Source organism: Myxococcus sp. AM011 (genome assembly GCF_013372595.1).
Taxonomy (GTDB): Bacteria; Myxococcota; Myxococcia; order Myxococcales; family Myxococcaceae; genus Myxococcus; species Myxococcus eversor.
The window spans coordinates 57,802-76,032 of the sequence record NZ_JABXEM010000011.1 but is presented as its reverse complement, the minus strand read 5'-3'; the positions used below and the strand labels follow the sequence as shown (position 1 = coordinate 76,032).

Sequence of the window (18,231 nt, the reverse complement as noted above, 5' to 3'; positions counted from 1 at the left end):
CCCCGGAATTCCCCTCTGTGCTGTCGCTCCTCAAGCGATATCGGCGCCCCCTCCTGGTCGGCGTCCTGCTGCTCTACCCGCTGGTCGCCTTCCTGCTCAGCGGGCGCAAGGGCAGGGACCCCAATCCCATCGACCGGGCGGTCATCGCGGTGACGTCGCCCGTCCAGCAGGTGCTCACGGCCTCCATCGAAGGCACGGTGTCGGCGGTGCGCCACTACCTGGATTTGCGCGGCGTCCGGCAGGAGAATGACACCCTGCGTCTGGAGAACCTCCAGCTCCGCGCCTCGGTGCAGGCGCTGGGCGAGTCGCGCACGGAGAACGAGCGGCTGCGCAAGCTGCTCGGCTACGCGGAGGCGGCGGCGGGGCCGGAGATTCCGGCGCGGGTGGTGGGAGTCAACCCGGTGGCCAAGCTCCTGTCGGTGCGCATCAGCGCGGGGGAGAAGGAGGGCGTCTTCCGGGGCATGTCGGTGGTGACGCCGGATGGAATCGTGGGACAGGTCATCCGGGCCACGGGGAGCTATTCGGACGTGGCGTTGGTGACGGACACGCAGAGCCGGGTGGCGGTGAGGGTGCAACGCTCCAGGGCGCGAGGCACGGCGTCGGGTGCTGGCAGCGGACCTTTGAAGCTGGAGAACATGCTGCGCACCGAGGACGTGGACAACGGCGACCTCATCATCACCTCGGGCACGGATGGCATCTACCCACCGGGGCTGGTGGTGGGCCGGGTGACCCATCTAGAGAAGAAGGAGCACGGCATGTTCCAGGGTGGGGACATCGTGCCGGCGGTGGACACCAGCAAGCTGGAAGAGGTGTTGGTGGTGGGCAGTCCCTACAGCGCGATGGCGCAGGGCAGCGCGGCGGAGGGTGCGTCGAAATGAAGTTCCTGGTGACGGTGGGCATCGCGCTGGCGCTGCTCACGCTGGAGTCCGTGGTCGTCAAGCAGGCGGGCCTGGTGCTCGGCCGCATCGACGTCACCGTGGTGCTGGTGGCGTTCCTCGCCCTGCGCGCCACGCTGCTGGAAGGCGCCTTCTCCGCGTTCGCGGTGGGCTACCTGTTGGACTTGATGAGCGGACAGCCCACGGGGCTGTTCACCTTCCTCGCTGTCTTCACCTTCCTGGTGGGGCGGCTGGTCGCGACCTTCGTCGACGTGCGCGGCGGCCTGTCCTTCGCGCTGTTCGCCATGGGCGCGGATGTGGGGCACGGCCTGCTGGCGACCTTCTTCACCTGGCTGACGGTGAAGGACGGCGGCACGGGGCCGGTGCTGGCGGGCCTGCCGGTGCAGGTGGCGCTCACGGGGGCCGCGGCGCTGGCGCTCTTCCCGTTGTTGCGGCGCTTCGAGGCGGCGCAGGACCGTCCGGCGGGGTTGCTGAGGTGACGCCTCCCACGCTGGGCAACACGACGCCGGGCCGCGAGCTGCGTCGGCGCTTCCTCTGGCTGGGCCTGGCCATGACGGTGGGGCTGGGCCTGTTGTCCATCCAGCTCTATCGGCTGCAAATCACCCGGGGCGAGGAGTACTCCGCCAAGAGCGTGGCCAACTTCGTCAAGGAGGTGCGCCTGCGCGCCGACCGGGGCGTCATCAAGGACGCGCGCGGCACCATCCTCGTCGACAGCCGCCCGTCCTTCGACGCCGTCGTCACGCCCGCCTTCTGCACCGACTGCTCCGAGCAGGTCATCCCCCGGCTGGCGGAGTTGCTCCAGTGGGACGCAGACCAGGCGAAGAAGGTGGAGGACCTGGTGCGCCAGGGCCGCCGCAACGCGCCCTTCCAGCCGGTGCCGGTGCGCGTGGACCTGACACGGGACGAGTACGACCGGCTGGCCGCCCGCCGCGACATCCTGGACGGCGTGGAAGTGGCCCCCGTGCCTCACCGCCACTACCGGACCAACACGGTGCTGTCGCACGTGCTGGGCTACATGAACGAAATCACCCAGGAGGAACTGGAGCGCCTCAACGGCGACGGCTCGCGCTACGCGCTGGGGGACTACATCGGCCGGCGCGGCCTGGAGCGCTACTTCGAGCAGCGCCTGCGCGGCCAGGACGGCGTGCGCAAGGAGGTCGTCAACGCGCGCGGCCAGAAGATTGAAGAGCTCAACGTCAAGCTGGGCGACAACGCCGTGGTGCAGCCCCAGGCGGGCAGCAACGTGGTGCTGTCCATCGACATGCGCCTGCAGGAAGAGGCGGAGCGCGCCTTCCCTGGCGTGACGGGCGCCGTCGTCGCCATCGACGTGAATACGGGCTTCATCCGCGCGCTGGTGTCGCGGCCCGGCTTCGACCCCAATCTCCTGACGGGCCGCGTGACGCCCACGCAGATGGCGCAGCTGTCGAGAGATCCGCTGGAGCCCATGGTCAACCGCGTGGCCGCGGAGCACTACAGCCCGGGCTCCACGTTCAAGGTCGTCACCGCGCTGGCGGCGTTCAAGTCCGGCGTGTTCCGTCCGGAGACGGTGGTGAACTGCCCCGGTGGCTACCGGCTGGGCGCGCGCACGTGGCGCTGCCACCTGGACCGGGGCCACGGCCCGGTCAACGGCCTGGACGCGATGAAGAGCTCGTGTGACACGTGGTTCTACAAGGTCGCGGACACCATCGGCCTGGACCCCATTGGAGAGATGGGCAAGTCGCTGGGCCTGGGCAGCCCCACCGGCATCAACGTGGTGGCGGAGGTGCCCGGCATCATGCCGACCAGCGCGTACCACGACAAAGCCTCGCCGGGCGGCTACACCAAGGGCATGGCGCTCAACAGCGCCATCGGCCAGGGTGACAACAACGTCACGCCGCTCCAACTCGCGCTGATGTACGCGGCCATCGCCAATGGAGGCACGCTCTACAAGCCGCAGATGGTGCAGCGGTTGGAGAACCTGGACGGGCAGATCATCCAGGAGTTCAAGCCGGAAGTCGTCCGCCGGGTGGAGCTGTCCCCCGCGCACCTGAAGGCCGTCATCGAGGGCCTGGTGAAGGTGGCCCACGAGCCGGGCGGCACCTCCTACCGCACCCGCCTCAAGTTCATGCGCGACCAGGACGTCCTCATCGCGGCGAAGACGGGCACCGCCCAGGTGGCGCGCCTGGGGGCCATCCGGCTCAAGACGCACCAGATGAGCTACTTCGAGAGAGACCACGCCTGGTTCGCGGGCTTCGCCCCGGCGGACAAGCCGGAGATCGCCGTCGTGGTGCTCAACGAGCACGGAGGCCATGGCGGCTCGGACGCCGCGCCGACGGCGATGGCCATCATCCAGAAGTACCTGGACCTGAAGAAGCTGGACGCCACGGCGCCGCCGCCGCGTCCCAACCAGCCCTACACCCCCTCGGTCCTGCGCGCTCCGTCTCCGGACGAGGCGGCCCTGACGCGCGGCGTGAAGCCCCCGAAGCTGCTCCCGGGCGACGAAGAGGTTTCGGAGGACACCCGTGCAACTCAGGATTGAGCGGCGGATGGTGCCCCACGTCCCGTGGGGGCTCATCGTCTGTGTGCTGGGCGTGTCCCTCCTGGGCATCTGGAACCTCGCCTCGGCGTCGCGCCCCCCGCTCGCGCCGGTGTGGTCCAGCCAGGCGCTGTACCTGGGGCTGGGCGTCGTCGCCGTGCTGGTGGTGTGCCTGGTGGACTACCGCTGGATTCAGCGCATGGCGCTGCCCATCTACGTCTCCAACATCCTGGCGCTCATCGCCCTGCGCTTCATCGGCCATACGGCGAAGGGCGCGGAGAGCTGGTTCGTCATCGGCCCGTTCCGCCTCCAGCCCGCGGAGTTCATGAAGATTGGCGTCGTGCTGATGCTGGCCAAGGTCTACCACGACGACTTCCGCCCCAATGAGCCGTCCTACGGCCTGGTGCGCCTGTGGAAGCCGCTCTTGGTGGTGGGCGTGCCCTTCCTCCTCGTGCTCGTCCAGCCGGACCTGGGCACGGCGCTGATGATTGGCCTGTCCTCGCTCACCGTCATCCTCTTCGGCAAGGTGCGCTGGTACCTGGTCGCCACGCTCGTCGCGGCCATCCTCGCGGGCGGCATCGTCATCTGGAACGACTACGTCCGCGACGTGCCGGAGCCCCGGCCCACCATCGTCCGGCACCACCTGAAGAAGCACCAGAGTCAGCGCATCTCCGGCTGGTTGGACCCGGAGGCGGACCTGCGCGGCAGCGGGTACCACGCGGCCCAGTCGAAAATCGCGGTGGGCAGCGGCGGCGTGTCCGGCAAGGGCTGGCGCGAGGGCACCCAGACGGGCCTTCGCTTCCTGCCCGAGCAGCACACCGACTTCATCTTCTCCGTGTGGGCGGAGGAGCACGGCTTCGTGCTGTGCACGGTGCTGCTCGTGCTCTACGGCGCCATCTTCATCTTCGGCCTGGGCGTGGGGTTCAACGCCCGGGACAGGTTCGGCGCCTTCGTGGCCGTGGGCGTCGTCGCCATGCTCTTCTGGCAGGTGTTCGAGAACATCGGCATGGTCATCGGCCTGCTCCCGGTGACGGGAATCACCCTGCCACTGATGAGTTATGGCGGGTCTTCCATGATGTCCGTGATGCTCAGCATTGGCTTGCTGGTGAACATCAGCATGCGGCGTCACATGTTCTGAGACGCCGCGACACGCGACGCTGAAGCGGGCGCTCCGAAGATGGTGCGGGGCGCTGGCGGCGACTCGCGGGTGGTGTATGAATCACCCCACCAATTCCGGGGGGAGGGCGAGTCCCTCTCGGGCCGGTGGAGGTCAGGCATGCAGAGGAAGGTCGGGCAGAAGGTGAGTGGGAGTGTCCGCGTGGCGGAGATTCCCGTGGCGACGAGGGACGTGAAGCCCGCGGCGCCACCGCCCGTGGCGAGGGCCCCCGTCGTGGCGAAGGAAGAGGTGCGACGGCCGGTGGCCTCGCCGCCGCTGCTTCCGACGTTCGCTCCCATCATCGAGCGCAACCAGGGCGAATCCGAGCACCGGGAGTTCCCCCGGGCGCAGCTGACGACGCGCTTCGAGGTCTGGGTGGATGACGAGGAAGGCGGGCGGCGCTTCGCGGCGAGCCTGGCGTCCATCAACGTCAGCGTCAGCGGGGCCTTCCTGGAGAGCACCTTCTACCTGCCCATGGGCACGGTGCTGGGCGTGAGCTTCCTCCTGGAGCCGGGAGCCTCGCCGGTGCGGGCGCGGGCGCAAATCGTCCGGGAGGAGCGCGGGGACGGCCCCGAGGGCCGCAGCGGCTTCGGCATCCGCTTCCTCGACTTCAGTGGCCAGACGGAGGTCGCCCTGGCACGGCTCTTCGTGGGAGCCCGGCTGCGAGCGTTCGCGGAGGACTACCTGAGCTCCCAGCGGGCGCGTTCACTGCCCAACGAGTTGGAGCGGGTGGTGGATGTCCTTTCGGCGTGGGAGCTGCTCAAGGCCACGAGCACCGAAGCGGACCCCTGGCAGACCAAGTAACGAATTGAGCGGCGGCTCGCCCAGGGCCGTGGGCGCCACCTCGAACCGCGTGTCTCAGGCGGGCTTGCCACCCGCCAACAGACGCCGCCGCTCGGCCTGGTAATGCGCTGAACACAGCCCCTTCGAGCGCTGCTCACGCGTGCAGTCCGGCATCGTGCAGCGCCGGTCAGACGCCACCATGTTGCCCGCAAGGGCCTTGGGTGGCCGGCCACGACGACGACTCGCCGCCATGCCGTTGGTGTTGCCACCCGTGGGCATGCCTTGGTTCATGGCTCGGAGGACGCCTCGGCCAATCGCATCGCCAAGCGCTTCCGCCCAATTCACCAATGCGGGGGTCAGGGGGACCTTCGACAACTCCTTACGTGGTCGTGCCATGAAAACTCCCGTGAAAACAGTCAAAACAAACAAGGCTTCCAATGCGCCTATTTGGCGGTGGATGTCAACGCTGTCAATACAACCAGGGAGGGGTCTCGTATGACTCGCAAACCCGCGCGGAAAATTGATGACAAGACTGCAAAGGGATACGTGTTTCCCACAGGCGAGCGGGACGACGATTCGGTATCCGAGCTGGATTTGTCCGCAGGGGTGAAAATGACGCGGAGTCTGAGAAATCGCTGAAGGCTCGCCCGAGACTTGGGTTGAGTTGAGTCAGGACGGGGGCGGGCAAAGCCGCTGCTCCAACGGTTCCGGGCTCGCGAGAAGGATCCGCTCACAAGCCATGAATCGGAGCTCACGAGGGTGGGCGGCACCAGGCAGGGCAGGCGCTCCGGGGGGACGTTTCTCGCATCCCTCAGCCGGGCAGCGGCGCTGGCGCTCCGCGTCGACAAACAGAATCGCCGGGCGAGGCGCGCGCGGGACAAAGCGTCCTCACGTGCGCGCAGGCCCGGCGAAGCGGCTTACAGCGCCTTCTTGATGGCGTCTTCGATGCGCGCCTTGGGGACGGCGCCGACAATCTGCTCCACGACCTTGCCGCCCTTGAAGAGCAGGAGCGTGGGGATGGACCGGATGCCGTAGTCCTGCGGCGTCTGCTGGTTGTCGTCGATGTTCAGCTTGGTGAACTTCACCTGACCGCCATACTGGGTGGCGAGCGCGTCGATGGATGGGGCGATGGCGCGGCATGGCGCGCACCAGGTCGCCCAGAAGTCCACCAGCACGGGCTCCTGGGAGTCCAGCACCAGCTGCTTGAAGTCGCCATCTCCGACCTGTGTCACGTTGTCGCCTGCCATGGTGTCTCCTTCGGGCCCTCTCCGGCCTGCACGGCGCGTCGTCTAGTACGTGCCCCGGGGGCCTGCAAGAATCGGCGGACCTCCGACCGATCCGCCAGGAATGATGCGGTGGGAAAGCGCGGGTTTCACCCGGCATTCCGAACGGCTCCCCCTTCAAGCCCGGCGCTGGTGTAGGCTGGCGGACGTGACGAAGCTCTTCCTGCCCCAGTCCCAGCTCGAGGAGTGGGCACTGGCGGACAAAGCGGACGTGAAGGACGGCCGGCTGGTGGTCATGGCCGAGGGCGGCACCGCCTTCGCCGTCTCCCCAGCCGTGCATTTCCTGCAGCTCGTGTCGGGCGAGGACACCCACGGCCTGGTGGCCAAGGTGAAGACCGAGGAGCAGCTCTCCCGGCTGGGGGCCGAGCAGATGGCCGACTCGGTGCTGGTGGGGGAGTCCGCCTACGAGGTCGTTCCGGGGTATGTGACGGAGGTGCCCTCCGGGGCGCCGAAGCCGGAGGCGGCGGGCAAGAAACCCGATTCGGAGACCGACCTGTTGGCGGCGTTCCTTCTCAACAAGATGGGCTGATTCGCCCGTCTGTCACGGTTATTGCCTGAATCCATGAGCCACACGCTCGTATCGCTCGCCTGCCACGCCTACGGCATCGCCGCCGTGGCCTATCTGGCCTACCTGGTCCGCCAGTCGGATGCGCTGGCCATGGCCGGGCGCGTGCTGGTGGGCGGGGGGCTCGTGCTGCACGGGGTGGCCCTCTTCGAGCTGCTCGGAGCCCAGTCCGGCCGGCCCGTGGGCATGGCCCAGGGCTTCTCCACGCTGGCCTTCCTGCTGCTGGCCATCTTCCTGGCCCTGGATGTGCGCTACCGCCGCCCCGTCATCGGCGCGTTCCTCACGCCCCTGGCCGTGACGGTGCTGATACCCGGGCTCTTGATGAACGGAGGGCAGTCGCCGCTTCCACCGGGCGTGAGACAGCCGCTGTTGCCGTTGCACATCACCCTGGCGCTCCTGGGGTTGGCCGCGTTCGCGGTGGCCGCGGGCGTGGGGGTCATGTACCTCTTGATGGAGCGGCAGGTGCGCGCCAAGCGCTTCGGCCTGCTCTTCTCCCGGCTTCCGTCGTTGGAGTTCCTGGACACCCTCAATCGGCGTTTGGTGGTGTGGGGCTTCATCGCGCTGTCCATCACCCTGGCGACGGGGGCGTTCTTCGTCGCCTCCACCATCGGCTGGCAATGGGATGGCAAGTCGATTGCCACGGTGGTGGCGTGGGCCGTCTTCGCGGCGATCGTCAACGCGCGCATCTTCGCGGGCTGGCGGGGGCGCCGGGTGGCGTTGCTGACCATGGCGGGGTTCTGTCTGGTGCTGGTGTCGTTCCTCACCTCGTACGACGTGACTTCGAGCACGGCGGCCGCCATGAGGATTCCCTGAGTATGGAGCTCGTCTGCATTGGCCTGTCCCACCGCACGGCGCCCCTGGTGGTGCGCGAGCGGCTGGCCTTGTCCGAGTCGCGTCAGGTGGAGGTGCTCCAGCGCCTGGCCCAGTCGCCGGTGGAGGTGCTCTGGGTGTCCACCTGCAATCGGGTGGAGGTCTATCTCTCCGCGCCGGACGGGATGCTCGCGCGGGAGCGCGCGGTGTCGGAGCTGCGGGCCCTGGGCGGGGACGAGGCGTTGGACCACCTCTACGAGCACCGGGGCGAGGCGGCCCTCATCCATTTGTTCCGGGTGGCGTCCAGCCTGGATTCGATGGTGCTGGGCGAGGCGCAGATTCTGGGACAGGTGAAGGACTCCTTCGAGCGGGGGCAGGGCGCGGGGGCGGTGCGGGGTGAGTTGACGCGTGCGTGCGCGGCGGCGTTCGGTTGCGCCAAGCGGGTGCGCACGGAGACGGCCATCGGCCGCGCGGCGACGTCCATGGCGTCGGCGGCGGTGCAACTGGCCAGCAAGGTGTTCGACGGCTTGAAGGGCAAGACGGTGTTGGTGGTGGGAGCGGGGGAGATGGGAGAGCTGGCGGCGCGCCATCTGCAACAGGCGGGTGCGACGAAGTTGTTCATCACCAACCGGACGTTGGCTCGCGCGGAGGCGTTGGCGATGGAGGTGGGCGGAGTGGCGCGGCCCTTCGAGGAGCTGTTCTCGCTCCTGGGCGCCGCGGACGTGGTGGTGTGCAGCACCGCGTCGCCCGTGCCGCTGTTCACCCGGGAGAACGTGGGCGCGGTGGGCAAGGGTCGCAAGGGCCGGCCGCTGTTCATGGTGGACCTGGCGGTGCCGCGAGACATCGACCCCGGGGTGGGCACGCTGGACTGGGTGCACGCCTACGACGTGGACGACATCCAGAAGTTCGTCGCGGACAACGCGGCCGCGCGCGCCGAGGAGGCGCACAAGGCGGGCGTGCTGGTGGCGCAGGAGGTGGCCCGCTTCGTCAAGGAGCGCGCGCTGCGCGAGGGGATGCCAGTGCTCGCGAGGCTGCGTCAGCGCGCGGAGGCCATTGCCCGCACGGAGGTGGAGCGCACGCTGACGTCGCTGGGTGACGGGCTGACGGACAAGCAGCGCAAGAGCATCGAGGCCATGGGACGCGCCATCGTGAACAAGCTGCTGCATGAGCCCACCTCGCGGCTGCGCGCCGTGGGGCCGGAGGGTGAGGGCAATCGCCTGGCGGGTGCCGCCGCGGAGCTGTTCGGGCTCCTGGAAGCGGAGATGGAGGCGGCGGACTCGGAGGCCTCTTCCATGGCGCCGGTTCCGCAGCAGCTCGCGACGGGGGCCAAGCGATGAAGACCGTGCGTATCGCCACCCGACAGAGCCCGCTGGCGCTCTGGCAGGCCCGCCACGTGGGCGCGCTCCTGGCCTCGCATCATCCGGGCCTGGAGGTATCCCTGGTGGAGCTGTCCACCGAGGGAGACCGCTTCCTGTCCGCGCCGCTGTCCGCGGTGGGCGGCAAGGGCCTGTTCGTGAAGGAGATCGAGCAGGCGCTCATCGATGGTCGCGCGGACCTCGCGGTGCACAGCCTGAAGGACATGACGTCCGAGCTGCCGGAGGGCCTCATCCTCGCGGCGGTGCCGACGCGCGAGGACCCTCGCGATGCCTTCTGTGGCCTCTCGGGACTGACGTTGGACTCGCTTCCCCAGGGCGCGCGCGTGGGCACGTCGTCGCTGCGCCGCAGCTGCATCCTGCGCTCGCGGCGGCCGGACCTGGAAATCGTCAGCCTGCGCGGCAACGTGCAGACGCGCTTGCAGAAGACGAAGGAGCTGGGACTCGCGGGCGCAGTGCTGGCGTACGCGGGGCTCAAGCGCCTGGGGCTGGAGGACGTCATCACCCAGGTGCTGTCCACCGACGTGAGCCTGCCCGCGGTGGGGCAGGGCGTGCTCGCCATCCAGTGTCGGGGGGAGGACACGCGCGTGTGCGCGCTGCTCGCGCCACTGGAGGATGCGACGACGCGTGTGGCGGTGACGGCCGAGCGCGCGCTGTTGGCGAAGCTGGAGGGGGGCTGCACGGTGCCGCTGGCGGGGCATGCCACGGTGTCCGAGGGCTTCGTGCACCTGCGCGGACTGGTGGGCCGGCCGGATGGCGCACGGGTGGTGCGGGGCGAGGTTCGTGGGCCGGTGGCTCGGGCGAGGGAGCTGGGCGAGGCCCTGGCCGACAACCTCTTGTCGCAGGGCGCGGCGGACATCCTGCGTGATTTCGCTCGCCGTCCGGACGCACGGCCCTAGACTGCCGCCCGCGTGGAACGGCGACTGGAAGGCATCCGAGTCTTGGTGACGCGCCCGCGTGAGCGGGCCGAGGAGCTGTGTTTCCTCCTGGAGGACGAGGGCGCGGAGGTGCTCAGCCTTCCGCTCCTGGAGCTGCGTCCCCCGGAGGACCCACGTCCGCTGGCGTCCGCCGCCGAGCACATCCAGCGCTATCGCTGGGTGGTGTTCGCGAGTCCCTCCGCGGTCGACGCGCTGATGGACGCGCTGCGCGAGGCGGGCACGGCGCAGCGGCTCTCCCGCGTGAAGCTGGCGGCGGTGGGGCCTCGGACGGCGCGCGCCATGCGGAGCTATGGCCTGGACGTCGCCGCGGAGCCGGACGAGGGCACGGGGCAGGCGCTCTTCGAGATGCTCAAGGACGGACTCCAATCGGGTGACGAGGTGCTGTTGCCCGCGGCGGAGGAGGGGCGGCGCGAGTTGGAGGAGGCGCTGCGCGACGCGGGCGTGCTCGTCACCCGCGTGACGGCCTATCGCTCCCTGCCGGCGGAGGTGCCCTCGGAGGCGCTGGCGCTGCTCACCGAGTCACCGCCGGACGTGGCGGTGTTCGCCTCGCCGCGCACCGCCGAGGCCTTCCTGGACGCCGCGGGGCGTGAGCGATTGGGGCCCGCGCGGGTGGTGGCGATTGGCCCCACCACGGCGTCGGCGCTGGAGCAGCTCGGGCTGCCGGCCACGGCCGTCGCGGAGAAGCCCACGCCGGAGTCGCTGGTGGATGCGACGGTGCGCGCGGTTCGCGGCCAGGTGGAAGCTCCCCCGGTGAAGTAGGGGGGATGCGGCTCGACGCGCTGTTCGCGGGTAGACTGCCCTTCCCGTCGAAGTCCGGGCGAATGCGTGCCCGGTGCTGGACGACGCGGAGGGGTCTTCGATGATTCGGGGTTCGCAGCGGAGCGCCGTCGTACTCGGGTTGTTGTTGTCCGTCACGGCGGCGGCGCAACAGGTGCTGGAATACAGGGACCTGGGCTACCGGGTGCTCAGCACTCCCGCGGACCCCTTTGTCTTCTACGTGGACGGCCGACAGGCCCTGCCCGGAGGCAATGACCTCAACCGGGTGGTGGAAGCCAGCAAGGCGGCCGCGCAGACGTGGCAGGTCAGCTGCTCCTGGCCGACGTTCTCCTTCCCCGATGGCGGAGTGGCCACGACGGGCTCGCCCATGGCGAACGTCAATGACCCGGGTGACCGCTTCAACGTGGTGCCCGTCTGGGTGACGAGCGCGAGCGACCCGCGCTACACGGACACGCTCAACGGTGGAGACCGGCCTTCCGCCGCCAGGCCGCTGACGTTCAGCGGCTACGTGTACCAGTGCGACATCTTCCTCAACGCGGTGGACTTTGACTGGTCCACGACGACGCCCACGCCCGCGGGTCACTACGACATCCAGAGCGTGCTGACGCATGAGGTTGGCCACTGCCTCGGCCTGGGTGACTCCTTCGAGGCCATTGGCGCGGTGATGTTCTTCGACCTCCAGGCGGGAGTGAGCCGGCGCAACCTCGCGGACTACGACAGGACGGCGCTGTGCCGCTTCTATCCGAAGACGGGCGCTGTCGGTTCGCCCTGTGACACCACCGCGTGCACCACCGGCCTGACGTGTGTCACCGCGCCGTCCACCGTCTCCGGCAAGGACCTCAAGGTCTGCGCGAAGGGCTGCTTCGGCAACGCCACCGCCGAGTGTCCGGCCCCCTATGTCTGTCGCGAGTCCTCCGCGGTCTCCGGGTACACCCGGGCCTGTCTGCCAGCCCTTCCCGACGGTGTCACGCCGGTGGGCCGCGAGTGCACGCCTGGCCCGAGGAGCTGCGCCACCACGAATGGCGTCTGCATCGCCCCGGTGTCCGCGCCGTCGGGCAATGGCGAGTTCGACCGGTGGGACGAGGGCTACTGCACCGAGACATGCAGCGGTTCGAACTCGTGCCCCGCGGGCTCGGGGTGCTCCGTGGTGGCGGGACAGGGTTCCATCTGTCTCAAGGACTGTACGCTCGGGGGCAGCGACTGCCGCCCTGGCTATACGTGTGAGGCCCGGCCCGAGGGCAACCTCTGCGTCCCTGGCTGCTACGGCGACCTGGACTGTGACAGCAACTCCGTCTGCCGGACGTGTGACCGTGTCTGTGTTCCGAGGCAGGCTGCGGGCAAGCAGGTGGGCGACGCGTGCACCGCGAACGCCGAGTGTGGCACCAACCAGTACTGCCTTTTCGCTGAAGGTGGCACGCAGGGCGTGTGCGCGCAGCAGTGCTCCGTCTCCGCGTGTTCCTGCCCTGGAGGCACGTCGTGTCAGGTGGTGAACAAGGAGGGTGAGCGGGCCTGCGTCCGGGCGTGCTCCGCCAGCTCATGCCCCGCGACGCTGCGGTGTGGCTCGGTGGAGCAGGGCGGCTCCGCCTGCTTGCCTGTCTGTGTCACGAATCAGGACTGCGCGCCCAACATGCTCTGTGCGAGTGGCGGCACCTGTTACGATCCTCAGGCGCGGCCGGACGCCGGGCCTTGCACGCTGTGCAACGATGGTGGCTCTCAGCCGCCTCCGCCCGTGGACGCGGGGCCGCCCAAGGGCAGCACCACGGGGCCGGATGGCTGTGGTTGTACGGGCGCTCCCGTGTCGGCGGCGGCCTTCCTCGGTGGGTTGGTCCTGCTGCTGTTGGTGGCGGGAAGGAGACGGACTTGGCACAAGCAGTGAGCGGCCCGGGGAATCCTCCCCCGAGGAGCCGGGATGACTTCACCACGCTCTTCGTGCTGGAGGCGCTGGTGGGGCAGGGGCTGTTGACGCCCCAGCAGGCCCAGGAGGTCCTCGCGAAGGAGGGGGCCGCGCGAGCGCGAGTCCTCAAGGCGCAGACGGCCGCGATTGGCAAGGAGGCGGCGCGCTACGACGTGTCGCCTGTCGAGGTGGTGGCCGCCTTCCAGGTGCCCCTGGCCAATGGCCGGGGCGTGCTGGACGAGGACCGCGTCACGGAGGCGGCCGCGCGTGCCGCGGGCATCGCCTACCGGAAGATAGACCCGCTGAAGCTGGACATGACGCTGGCCACGCGCACGGTGTCGCGGCCGTATGCGCAGAAGCACGTGTTGCTCCCGCTGGAGCGCACGGTGCAGGGGCGGTTGCTGGTGGCGGTGGCCAACCCGTTCGACCGGGAGCTGTTCGAGAGCTTCCACCGCCTCACGGGCTTGCCGGTGGAGCCGGTGCTGAGCGCGAAGGCGGACATCCTCAAGTCCATCTCCGACATCTACGGCTTCGGGAGGACGTTGGCCCGGGCGGCGGATGACTTCAGCGTGGCGGTGGGCGGGGGACAGGTCGCCAACTTCGAGCAGCTCGTATCGCTCAGCGGCACGCAGGAGCTGGAGGCGTCGGACCGTCCGGTGGTGCAGGCGGTGGACTACCTGCTGCGCTACGCCTTCGACAACCGCGCCTCGGATATCCACATCGAGCCCAAGCGCTCCACCAGCATGGTGCGGCTTCGCATCGACGGTGTGTTGCACCCGGTGTATTCGCTGCCGGCGCAGGTGCATCCTCCGATTGTGTCGCGCGTGAAGATGCTCTCGCGCATCGACATCTCCGAGAAGCGCAAGCCCCAGGACGGCCGCATCAAGACGGAGCGGGACGGGCGCGAGGTGGAGTTGCGCGTCAGCACGCTGCCCACGGCCTTTGGCGAGAAGGTGGTCATCCGCATCTTCGACCCGGAGACGCTGGTGCAGGACATCGCCCAGCTCGGCTTCGACCCGGAAGAGAAGAACTCCTTCGAGTCGTGGATTGACCAGCCCCACGGGCTCATCCTCGTCACGGGGCCCACGGGAAGTGGCAAGACGACGACGCTCTACTCGGCGCTCAAGGCGCTCGCGGGACCGGACGTCAACGTCACCACGATTGAAGACCCCATCGAAATGGTGTGGGACGCCTTCAATCAGGTGCAGGTGCAGCCCAAGCTGGGGCTCGATTTCGCGACGGCGCTGCGACACATCCTGCGGCAGGACCCGGACGTCATCATGGTGGGCGAGATTCGCGACGCGGAGACGGCGGAGAACGCCATCCAGTCCGCGCTCACCGGACACCTCGTCCTCTCCACGCTGCACACCAACGACGCGCTGGGCGCGGTGGCGCGCATGAGGGACTTGGGAGTGCCGTCGTTCCTCCTGGCGCAGTGCTTGTTGGGTGTCATGGCCCAGCGCCTGTTGCGCCGCGTGTGCAGTCATTGCGCGGAGGAGGCGACGCTGACGCCGGATGAACTGCTCGCGCTCCAGGCGCCGCTGCCCTTGCTGCCGGGCGGGGTGCGTCTGCTGAAGGGCGCGGGTTGCGTGCGCTGCCGAGGCACGGGCTACGTGGGCCGCACGGGCGTCTTCGAAATCGTCACCACGGGTGGAGAGCTGCGCGAGCAGATTTCACGCGAGGCGCCGTACGAGAAGCTGGTGGAAGTGGCCCGGCGCGGAGGCATGCGCACCCTGCGCGAGGCCGCCGTGCGCAAGCTGGCTCAGGGGCTCACGGCCTTCGACGAAGTGGTGCGCATGACTTCGGCGTGAGTCGTGGGGATTGGGCGTTGTCTTGTCTGGATTTGAAGGGACGGCCCGGGCACGTTGGTGTGCCCGGGTTGTCATTGTTGAGCGCCGCGACGGGTCAGTCGAGGCCAGGTGTGCCCTCAACCATCATCGACGTGGGAATCGCCTCCCCGATGGTCCAATAGGCCGGGTGCTCTGGATGCATCATCTGGATGCAAAAGGGCGAGCTGCCTTGCATATGCAGACGTCTGATGCTGTACACGGGTCCTACGTGTTTCGGGCCCAGTGGATGGAGGCTATAATACACCGGTCCCCCAAACGGCGGGGGCGCGTAGTAGATGGCATAGCGGTGCTCGCCACAGATAGGAGCGCCATTGTGAGGTGCCAATGCTTGCGTGCAGCGTGAATCTGAAAAGGCATTGGCGACGAAGAACGGGGTGACGGGAAAACAGTGCCGCGTTTCAAAGGTGTCGGACATGAATTCGCAATCCACGCCCAACTGGTTGTCAAACAGCCCCGTGGGAATCCGCGCCGAGCCACCGAACTCCATGCCGCGCACGGTGAGTCGCCCATAGGTCGCCATGTCGACCGGCTTTGCCTCGGGCCAGGTCTCGGCCGGAAGCTCGGTCTCCCCTGAGAAGTAGGGCGGGTTGTATGTACTGCTCGTGTAGTGCCCCTCGCACGTGCCGCTGATACCGCTCGAGTACACCACGCCGATTTCTTCCTTCACCGAGTAGGCGCTCACGGTGTCCCTGCACGCGTCCACCGCATGGGTGAGTCCGAAGCGGGCAGGGGCGCAGGCCGCTTTGAAGGCGGGCTGGGTGCAGGCGGAATCCGACCAATTGCGGTGGACTCCCAGCGCTGTCTGGTCACCCGACGGCAGGCAGCGCGGCTTCAAATCACCCGCGAGCCGAACGGAGCATTCGGTGCCGTGGACCGTGTCCGTGACATGCTGGAAGGCCTCTGAGCCGTCTTCGCCCTCGATGAAGTGGACCTCGATGCCGGAGCCGGGCAGCCGTGGCCGCGACGTCCCGCGAACGAAGGCGCCGGGCGGCATCTCGACTCCAGGCAGACGGTAATTGTGGGCGGTGTTGCTCGAGAACGCCTGCTGGGTGCACCTTCCAGCGATGTCCCGGTGGTAGGGGGTGCTCGTGATAGTGGCACCCGGGGCGAAGTATCGAGGGAGTTCGCCACACGCAATGCCCCGCTTCACGAGGATGGCATCTGGATTCCCTGAGGGAGTGACGTACGCGATTCCCTCGGTGCAGTTCGCATCGACGTAGTAGCCAGGTTCGGCGTTGGGGATTTTGTCCAAGCCCGTCCCGACACAATAGAAGGCACCGTCCGGCCCGGCCTTCTGCCAGGTACAGTACGTTTGCCGCTGGCTGTCGAACCACTGGTCGATCCGCTTTGGGGACCAGCGCAGGCCATCGCTCGTGGTGACCACGCGGACCTTGAGGCGCGAGCCACTCTTGGTGAGCTCGACGGGCGTCGCCGGCTCGGGCTCGGGCTCGGGTACCTCGTCAGGCTTCACGACAGGGGGCCCGATGACCGACTCCTTCGTGTCCCCACATCCGACCCCGCACAGCACCGCGAGTACCCAGCACAGAGAGATGCAACGCATGGACGCCCCCCGGAACAGCCTTGTCATGGAGCGGCCATATGCCGTTCCCCCCGGACAGAGCGCCGGGATCGGCCATCCTAGCGTCCATGGACAGACGACAGCAATTCGGCTGCGGCGCGGACAACTCCTCGCGAGCCCGCATGGCCATGAGGTCTGGAATGACAACGGCCCGGTCCCCAGGAAAGGGAACCGGGCCGCGATGTCCGCTCAACCGTGTGAGGGTTAGAAGCGCGCCTGCAGCAGCGTGTTGAAGCCCAGCGCGTGCGGCTTCTCGAACGTGGGCTGCGCCACGCCGGTGATGTCGTCCCGGAACGTGGTCCGGTTGGTGTCGTACGTGTAGTAGACCTCGCCGACCGCCGCGACGGAGTCGGACAAGTCCCAACGGAACGTCGCCTTGGCCGAGTAGATGGGCTCCGCGCCGCACGGGCCCGAACCACCGCACGTCTCCGGCAGGATGCTCAACTGATTCACGTCACGCACCACGACGGTGGGCGTGCCCTGCAGGTTCGGCGGCGGGTTGTTGCCACCCAGGATGGGCGTCGGACTGCGGAACGACGCCGGACGCTGGATGCCGAAGATGAAGCCCGGCGTGAAGTGCAGCTCCGACAGGTGGTAGTCCGCGCCCAACGCCAGGAACATCTCCGGGTTCAGCTTCGTACCCTCGGGGAAGTCCTGGAACGGGGGGAAGCCCGGCACGTCGAACTGGATGTAGGAGAGGCTGCGGTACAGGCCGAGCAGGCTCAAGCGCAGGAAGCCCAGCTTCGCGCGGGCCTGCAGCGCCAGCGCCGTGGCGCCCTGGGGCTCCGTCGCGCCGAACTGGTCGGGCTTCTCCAGCGTCTGGGACAGGTAGCTGCCTTCCAGCGACACGGAGTAGGACAGGCCGCCCGGGTACTTCTCCGGAGCGAAGAAGCGCTCGTAGATTTCGGGGTCGTTCTTGTAGAGCCGGAAGTCCACGCTCGTGCCGACGGGCACACCCACGTGGTAGACGACCTGCCCGGACACGCCCGCGGCGTTCACCGGCGCCTCCACACCCAATGTCGCGAGACCCGGGACGAGGCCCTTCTGGAAGTAGCCGCCGCCCGCCTCGACGCGCAGCGTCTCCAGGATGTCCACGCCCGCGCCGGCCATCACGCCGTAGAGCGTCGTCTCCTCGAGGATGAGCTCGTTCTGCACCAGCGCCGTCTTGCCGCCCACGTACGCGTACCACCGGTCGCGGGTGATCTGCAGCTTGGCACCCGGTACGCCGTTGGTCGCCGAGCGGGTGGTGAACACGCCGCTGCCACCCCAGGAGATGCGGTACGCATAGCCCAGACGGAAGCGGTCCGCGGACACCGGGAAGCCGACCAGCGAGATGCCTTCCTTCTCACCCCAGCCCGGCGGCTGGTAGTTGAGCCGGATGTAGCTGGAGTTGTCCTGGATGGCGACCTGACCGCTCGGGCGCTCCAGCACCAGCAGCGTCAGGGCAGCCTCCGTCGTCAGTCCCTCGAAGAACGCCGGTGCCCGCTTGTAGAGCACGATGTTCGACAGCGACTCGAAGCCGGAGAAGCGCGTGTTGAAGTTGTCGTAGAACTGGGTGTTCTGATTGCCCGCGCCAAACCGAGCGTTGGGGCTGTTGGGAGTGGTCTCACCCGAGCCCGCGAGCACGTTGTCGTCCGCGAAGACGAACGACAGACGCGTGTCCACGAAGTCACTGGCCCAGGCGGGCGCACTCAGGGAGATAAGGCCGGTCAAGGCCAGCTTCTGCAGCGTTTTCAATGTCCCTCTCCACGGAGCGCCCGCTTGGGTTCGCTCCTCCCTGCACCCCGGCTGAACCGGGGGGCGAGTTTCGTC

Annotated in this window: 16 protein-coding genes; 12 read left to right on the top strand and 4 right to left on the bottom strand. The window is 68.4% G+C overall.

The window, feature by feature from the left end; translation table 11 throughout:
- Nucleotides 1–17 precede the first annotated feature (17 nt).
- From mreC to HUW62_RS04175, 5 genes are all read left to right on the top strand, one after another.
- Nucleotides 18–878 carry a rod shape-determining protein MreC gene (gene mreC / locus HUW62_RS04195; protein WP_163868392.1) on the top strand — a complete coding sequence of 287 codons (861 nt, stop codon included), beginning with the start codon at nt 18–20 and terminating at the stop codon, nt 876–878.
- A complete protein-coding gene (locus HUW62_RS04190; protein WP_163868393.1) occupies nt 875–1,375 on the top strand; it encodes a hypothetical protein in 501 nt (166 codons plus the stop codon). Before mreC ends, HUW62_RS04190 begins: the two co-directional genes overlap by 4 nt.
- Entirely contained in the window at nt 1,372–3,414 is a 2,043-nt protein-coding gene (gene mrdA / locus HUW62_RS04185) for a penicillin-binding protein 2 (protein WP_163868394.1), read from the top strand. The genes HUW62_RS04190 and mrdA overlap by 4 nt, the downstream gene beginning before the upstream one ends.
- A gap of 7 nt (nt 3,415–3,421) precedes the next feature.
- Nucleotides 3,422–4,549 carry a rod shape-determining protein RodA gene (gene rodA / locus HUW62_RS04180; protein ID WP_176433617.1) on the top strand — a complete coding sequence of 376 codons (1,128 nt, stop codon included), beginning with the start codon at nt 3,422–3,424 and terminating at the stop codon, nt 4,547–4,549.
- A 138-nt stretch (nt 4,550–4,687) separates the two neighbouring features.
- On the top strand, nt 4,688–5,371 hold the full coding sequence (locus HUW62_RS04175; RefSeq protein ID WP_163868396.1) for a PilZ domain-containing protein: 684 nt from the start codon (nt 4,688–4,690) through the stop codon (nt 5,369–5,371).
- Between the two features lie 54 nt (nt 5,372–5,425).
- Here HUW62_RS04175 and HUW62_RS04170 read toward each other — a convergent pair whose 3' ends face one another.
- Together HUW62_RS04170 and trxA are read right to left on the bottom strand one after the other, a co-directional pair.
- A complete protein-coding gene (locus HUW62_RS04170; RefSeq protein ID WP_255203215.1) occupies nt 5,426–5,641 on the bottom strand; it encodes a hypothetical protein in 216 nt (71 codons plus the stop codon).
- A gap of 626 nt (nt 5,642–6,267) precedes the next feature.
- A complete protein-coding gene (gene trxA, locus HUW62_RS04165; protein ID WP_163868398.1) occupies nt 6,268–6,597 on the bottom strand; it encodes a thioredoxin in 330 nt (109 codons plus the stop codon).
- Nucleotides 6,598–6,781: 184 nt separating this feature from the next.
- Here trxA and HUW62_RS04160 point away from each other — a divergent pair, with 184 nt between their 5' ends.
- From HUW62_RS04160 to HUW62_RS04130, 7 genes are all read left to right on the top strand, one after another.
- Nucleotides 6,782–7,162 carry a hypothetical protein gene (locus HUW62_RS04160; protein ID WP_163868399.1) on the top strand — a complete coding sequence of 127 codons (381 nt, stop codon included), beginning with the start codon at nt 6,782–6,784 and terminating at the stop codon, nt 7,160–7,162.
- Nucleotides 7,163–7,195: 33 nt separating this feature from the next.
- Entirely contained in the window at nt 7,196–8,011 is an 816-nt protein-coding gene (locus HUW62_RS04155; RefSeq protein ID WP_163868400.1) for an inner membrane protein YpjD, read from the top strand.
- Between the two features lie 2 nt (nt 8,012–8,013).
- The gene (hemA, locus tag HUW62_RS04150) at nt 8,014–9,345 is read left to right on the top strand and encodes a glutamyl-tRNA reductase (RefSeq protein WP_163868401.1); all 1,332 of its coding nucleotides are present in this window, start codon (nt 8,014–8,016) and stop codon (nt 9,343–9,345) included.
- On the top strand, nt 9,342–10,280 hold the full coding sequence (gene hemC, locus HUW62_RS04145; protein WP_163868402.1) for a hydroxymethylbilane synthase: 939 nt from the start codon (nt 9,342–9,344) through the stop codon (nt 10,278–10,280). Before hemA ends, hemC begins: the two co-directional genes overlap by 4 nt.
- A gap of 42 nt (nt 10,281–10,322) precedes the next feature.
- Nucleotides 10,323–11,078 carry a uroporphyrinogen-III synthase gene (locus tag HUW62_RS04140; protein ID WP_217911111.1) on the top strand — a complete coding sequence of 252 codons (756 nt, stop codon included), beginning with the start codon at nt 10,323–10,325 and terminating at the stop codon, nt 11,076–11,078.
- Nucleotides 11,079–11,178: 100 nt separating this feature from the next.
- The gene (locus HUW62_RS04135; RefSeq protein WP_176433613.1) at nt 11,179–12,972 is read left to right on the top strand and encodes an adhesin; all 1,794 of its coding nucleotides are present in this window, start codon (nt 11,179–11,181) and stop codon (nt 12,970–12,972) included.
- On the top strand, nt 12,957–14,801 hold the full coding sequence (locus tag HUW62_RS04130) for a GspE/PulE family protein (protein ID WP_176433612.1): 1,845 nt from the start codon (nt 12,957–12,959) through the stop codon (nt 14,799–14,801). Before HUW62_RS04135 ends, HUW62_RS04130 begins: the two co-directional genes overlap by 16 nt.
- Before the next feature lie 94 nt (nt 14,802–14,895).
- On the opposite strand, the gene HUW62_RS04125 is transcribed toward HUW62_RS04130, so the two are convergent.
- Entirely contained in the window at nt 14,896–16,311 is a 1,416-nt protein-coding gene (locus HUW62_RS04125) for a hypothetical protein (protein WP_176433611.1), read from the bottom strand.
- A 312-nt stretch (nt 16,312–16,623) separates the two neighbouring features.
- Nucleotides 16,624–18,156 carry a hypothetical protein gene (locus tag HUW62_RS04120; RefSeq protein WP_176433610.1) on the bottom strand — a complete coding sequence of 511 codons (1,533 nt, stop codon included), beginning with the start codon at nt 18,154–18,156 and terminating at the stop codon, nt 16,624–16,626.
- Nucleotides 18,157–18,231 lie beyond the last annotated feature (75 nt).

What these genes read in the sequence shown, in the direction of transcription:
- HUW62_RS04155 (WP_163868400.1), top strand. Translation starts at nt 7,196, where the DNA reads ATGAGCCACACGCTCGTATCGCTCGCCTGCCACGCCTACGGCATCGCC.
- HUW62_RS04190 (WP_163868393.1), top strand. Translation starts at nt 875, where the DNA reads ATGAAGTTCCTGGTGACGGTGGGCATCGCGCTGGCGCTGCTCACGCTG.
- hemA (WP_163868401.1), top strand. Translation starts at nt 8,014, where the DNA reads ATGGAGCTCGTCTGCATTGGCCTGTCCCACCGCACGGCGCCCCTGGTG.
- HUW62_RS04170 (WP_255203215.1), bottom strand. Translation starts at nt 5,641, where the DNA reads ATGAACCAAGGCATGCCCACGGGTGGCAACACCAACGGCATGGCGGCG.
- trxA (WP_163868398.1), bottom strand. Translation starts at nt 6,597, where the DNA reads ATGGCAGGCGACAACGTGACACAGGTCGGAGATGGCGACTTCAAGCAG.
- rodA (WP_176433617.1), top strand. Translation starts at nt 3,422, where the DNA reads ATGGTGCCCCACGTCCCGTGGGGGCTCATCGTCTGTGTGCTGGGCGTG.
- HUW62_RS04135 (WP_176433613.1), top strand. Translation starts at nt 11,179, where the DNA reads ATGATTCGGGGTTCGCAGCGGAGCGCCGTCGTACTCGGGTTGTTGTTG.
- HUW62_RS04175 (WP_163868396.1), top strand. Translation starts at nt 4,688, where the DNA reads ATGCAGAGGAAGGTCGGGCAGAAGGTGAGTGGGAGTGTCCGCGTGGCG.
- hemC (WP_163868402.1), top strand. Translation starts at nt 9,342, where the DNA reads ATGAAGACCGTGCGTATCGCCACCCGACAGAGCCCGCTGGCGCTCTGG.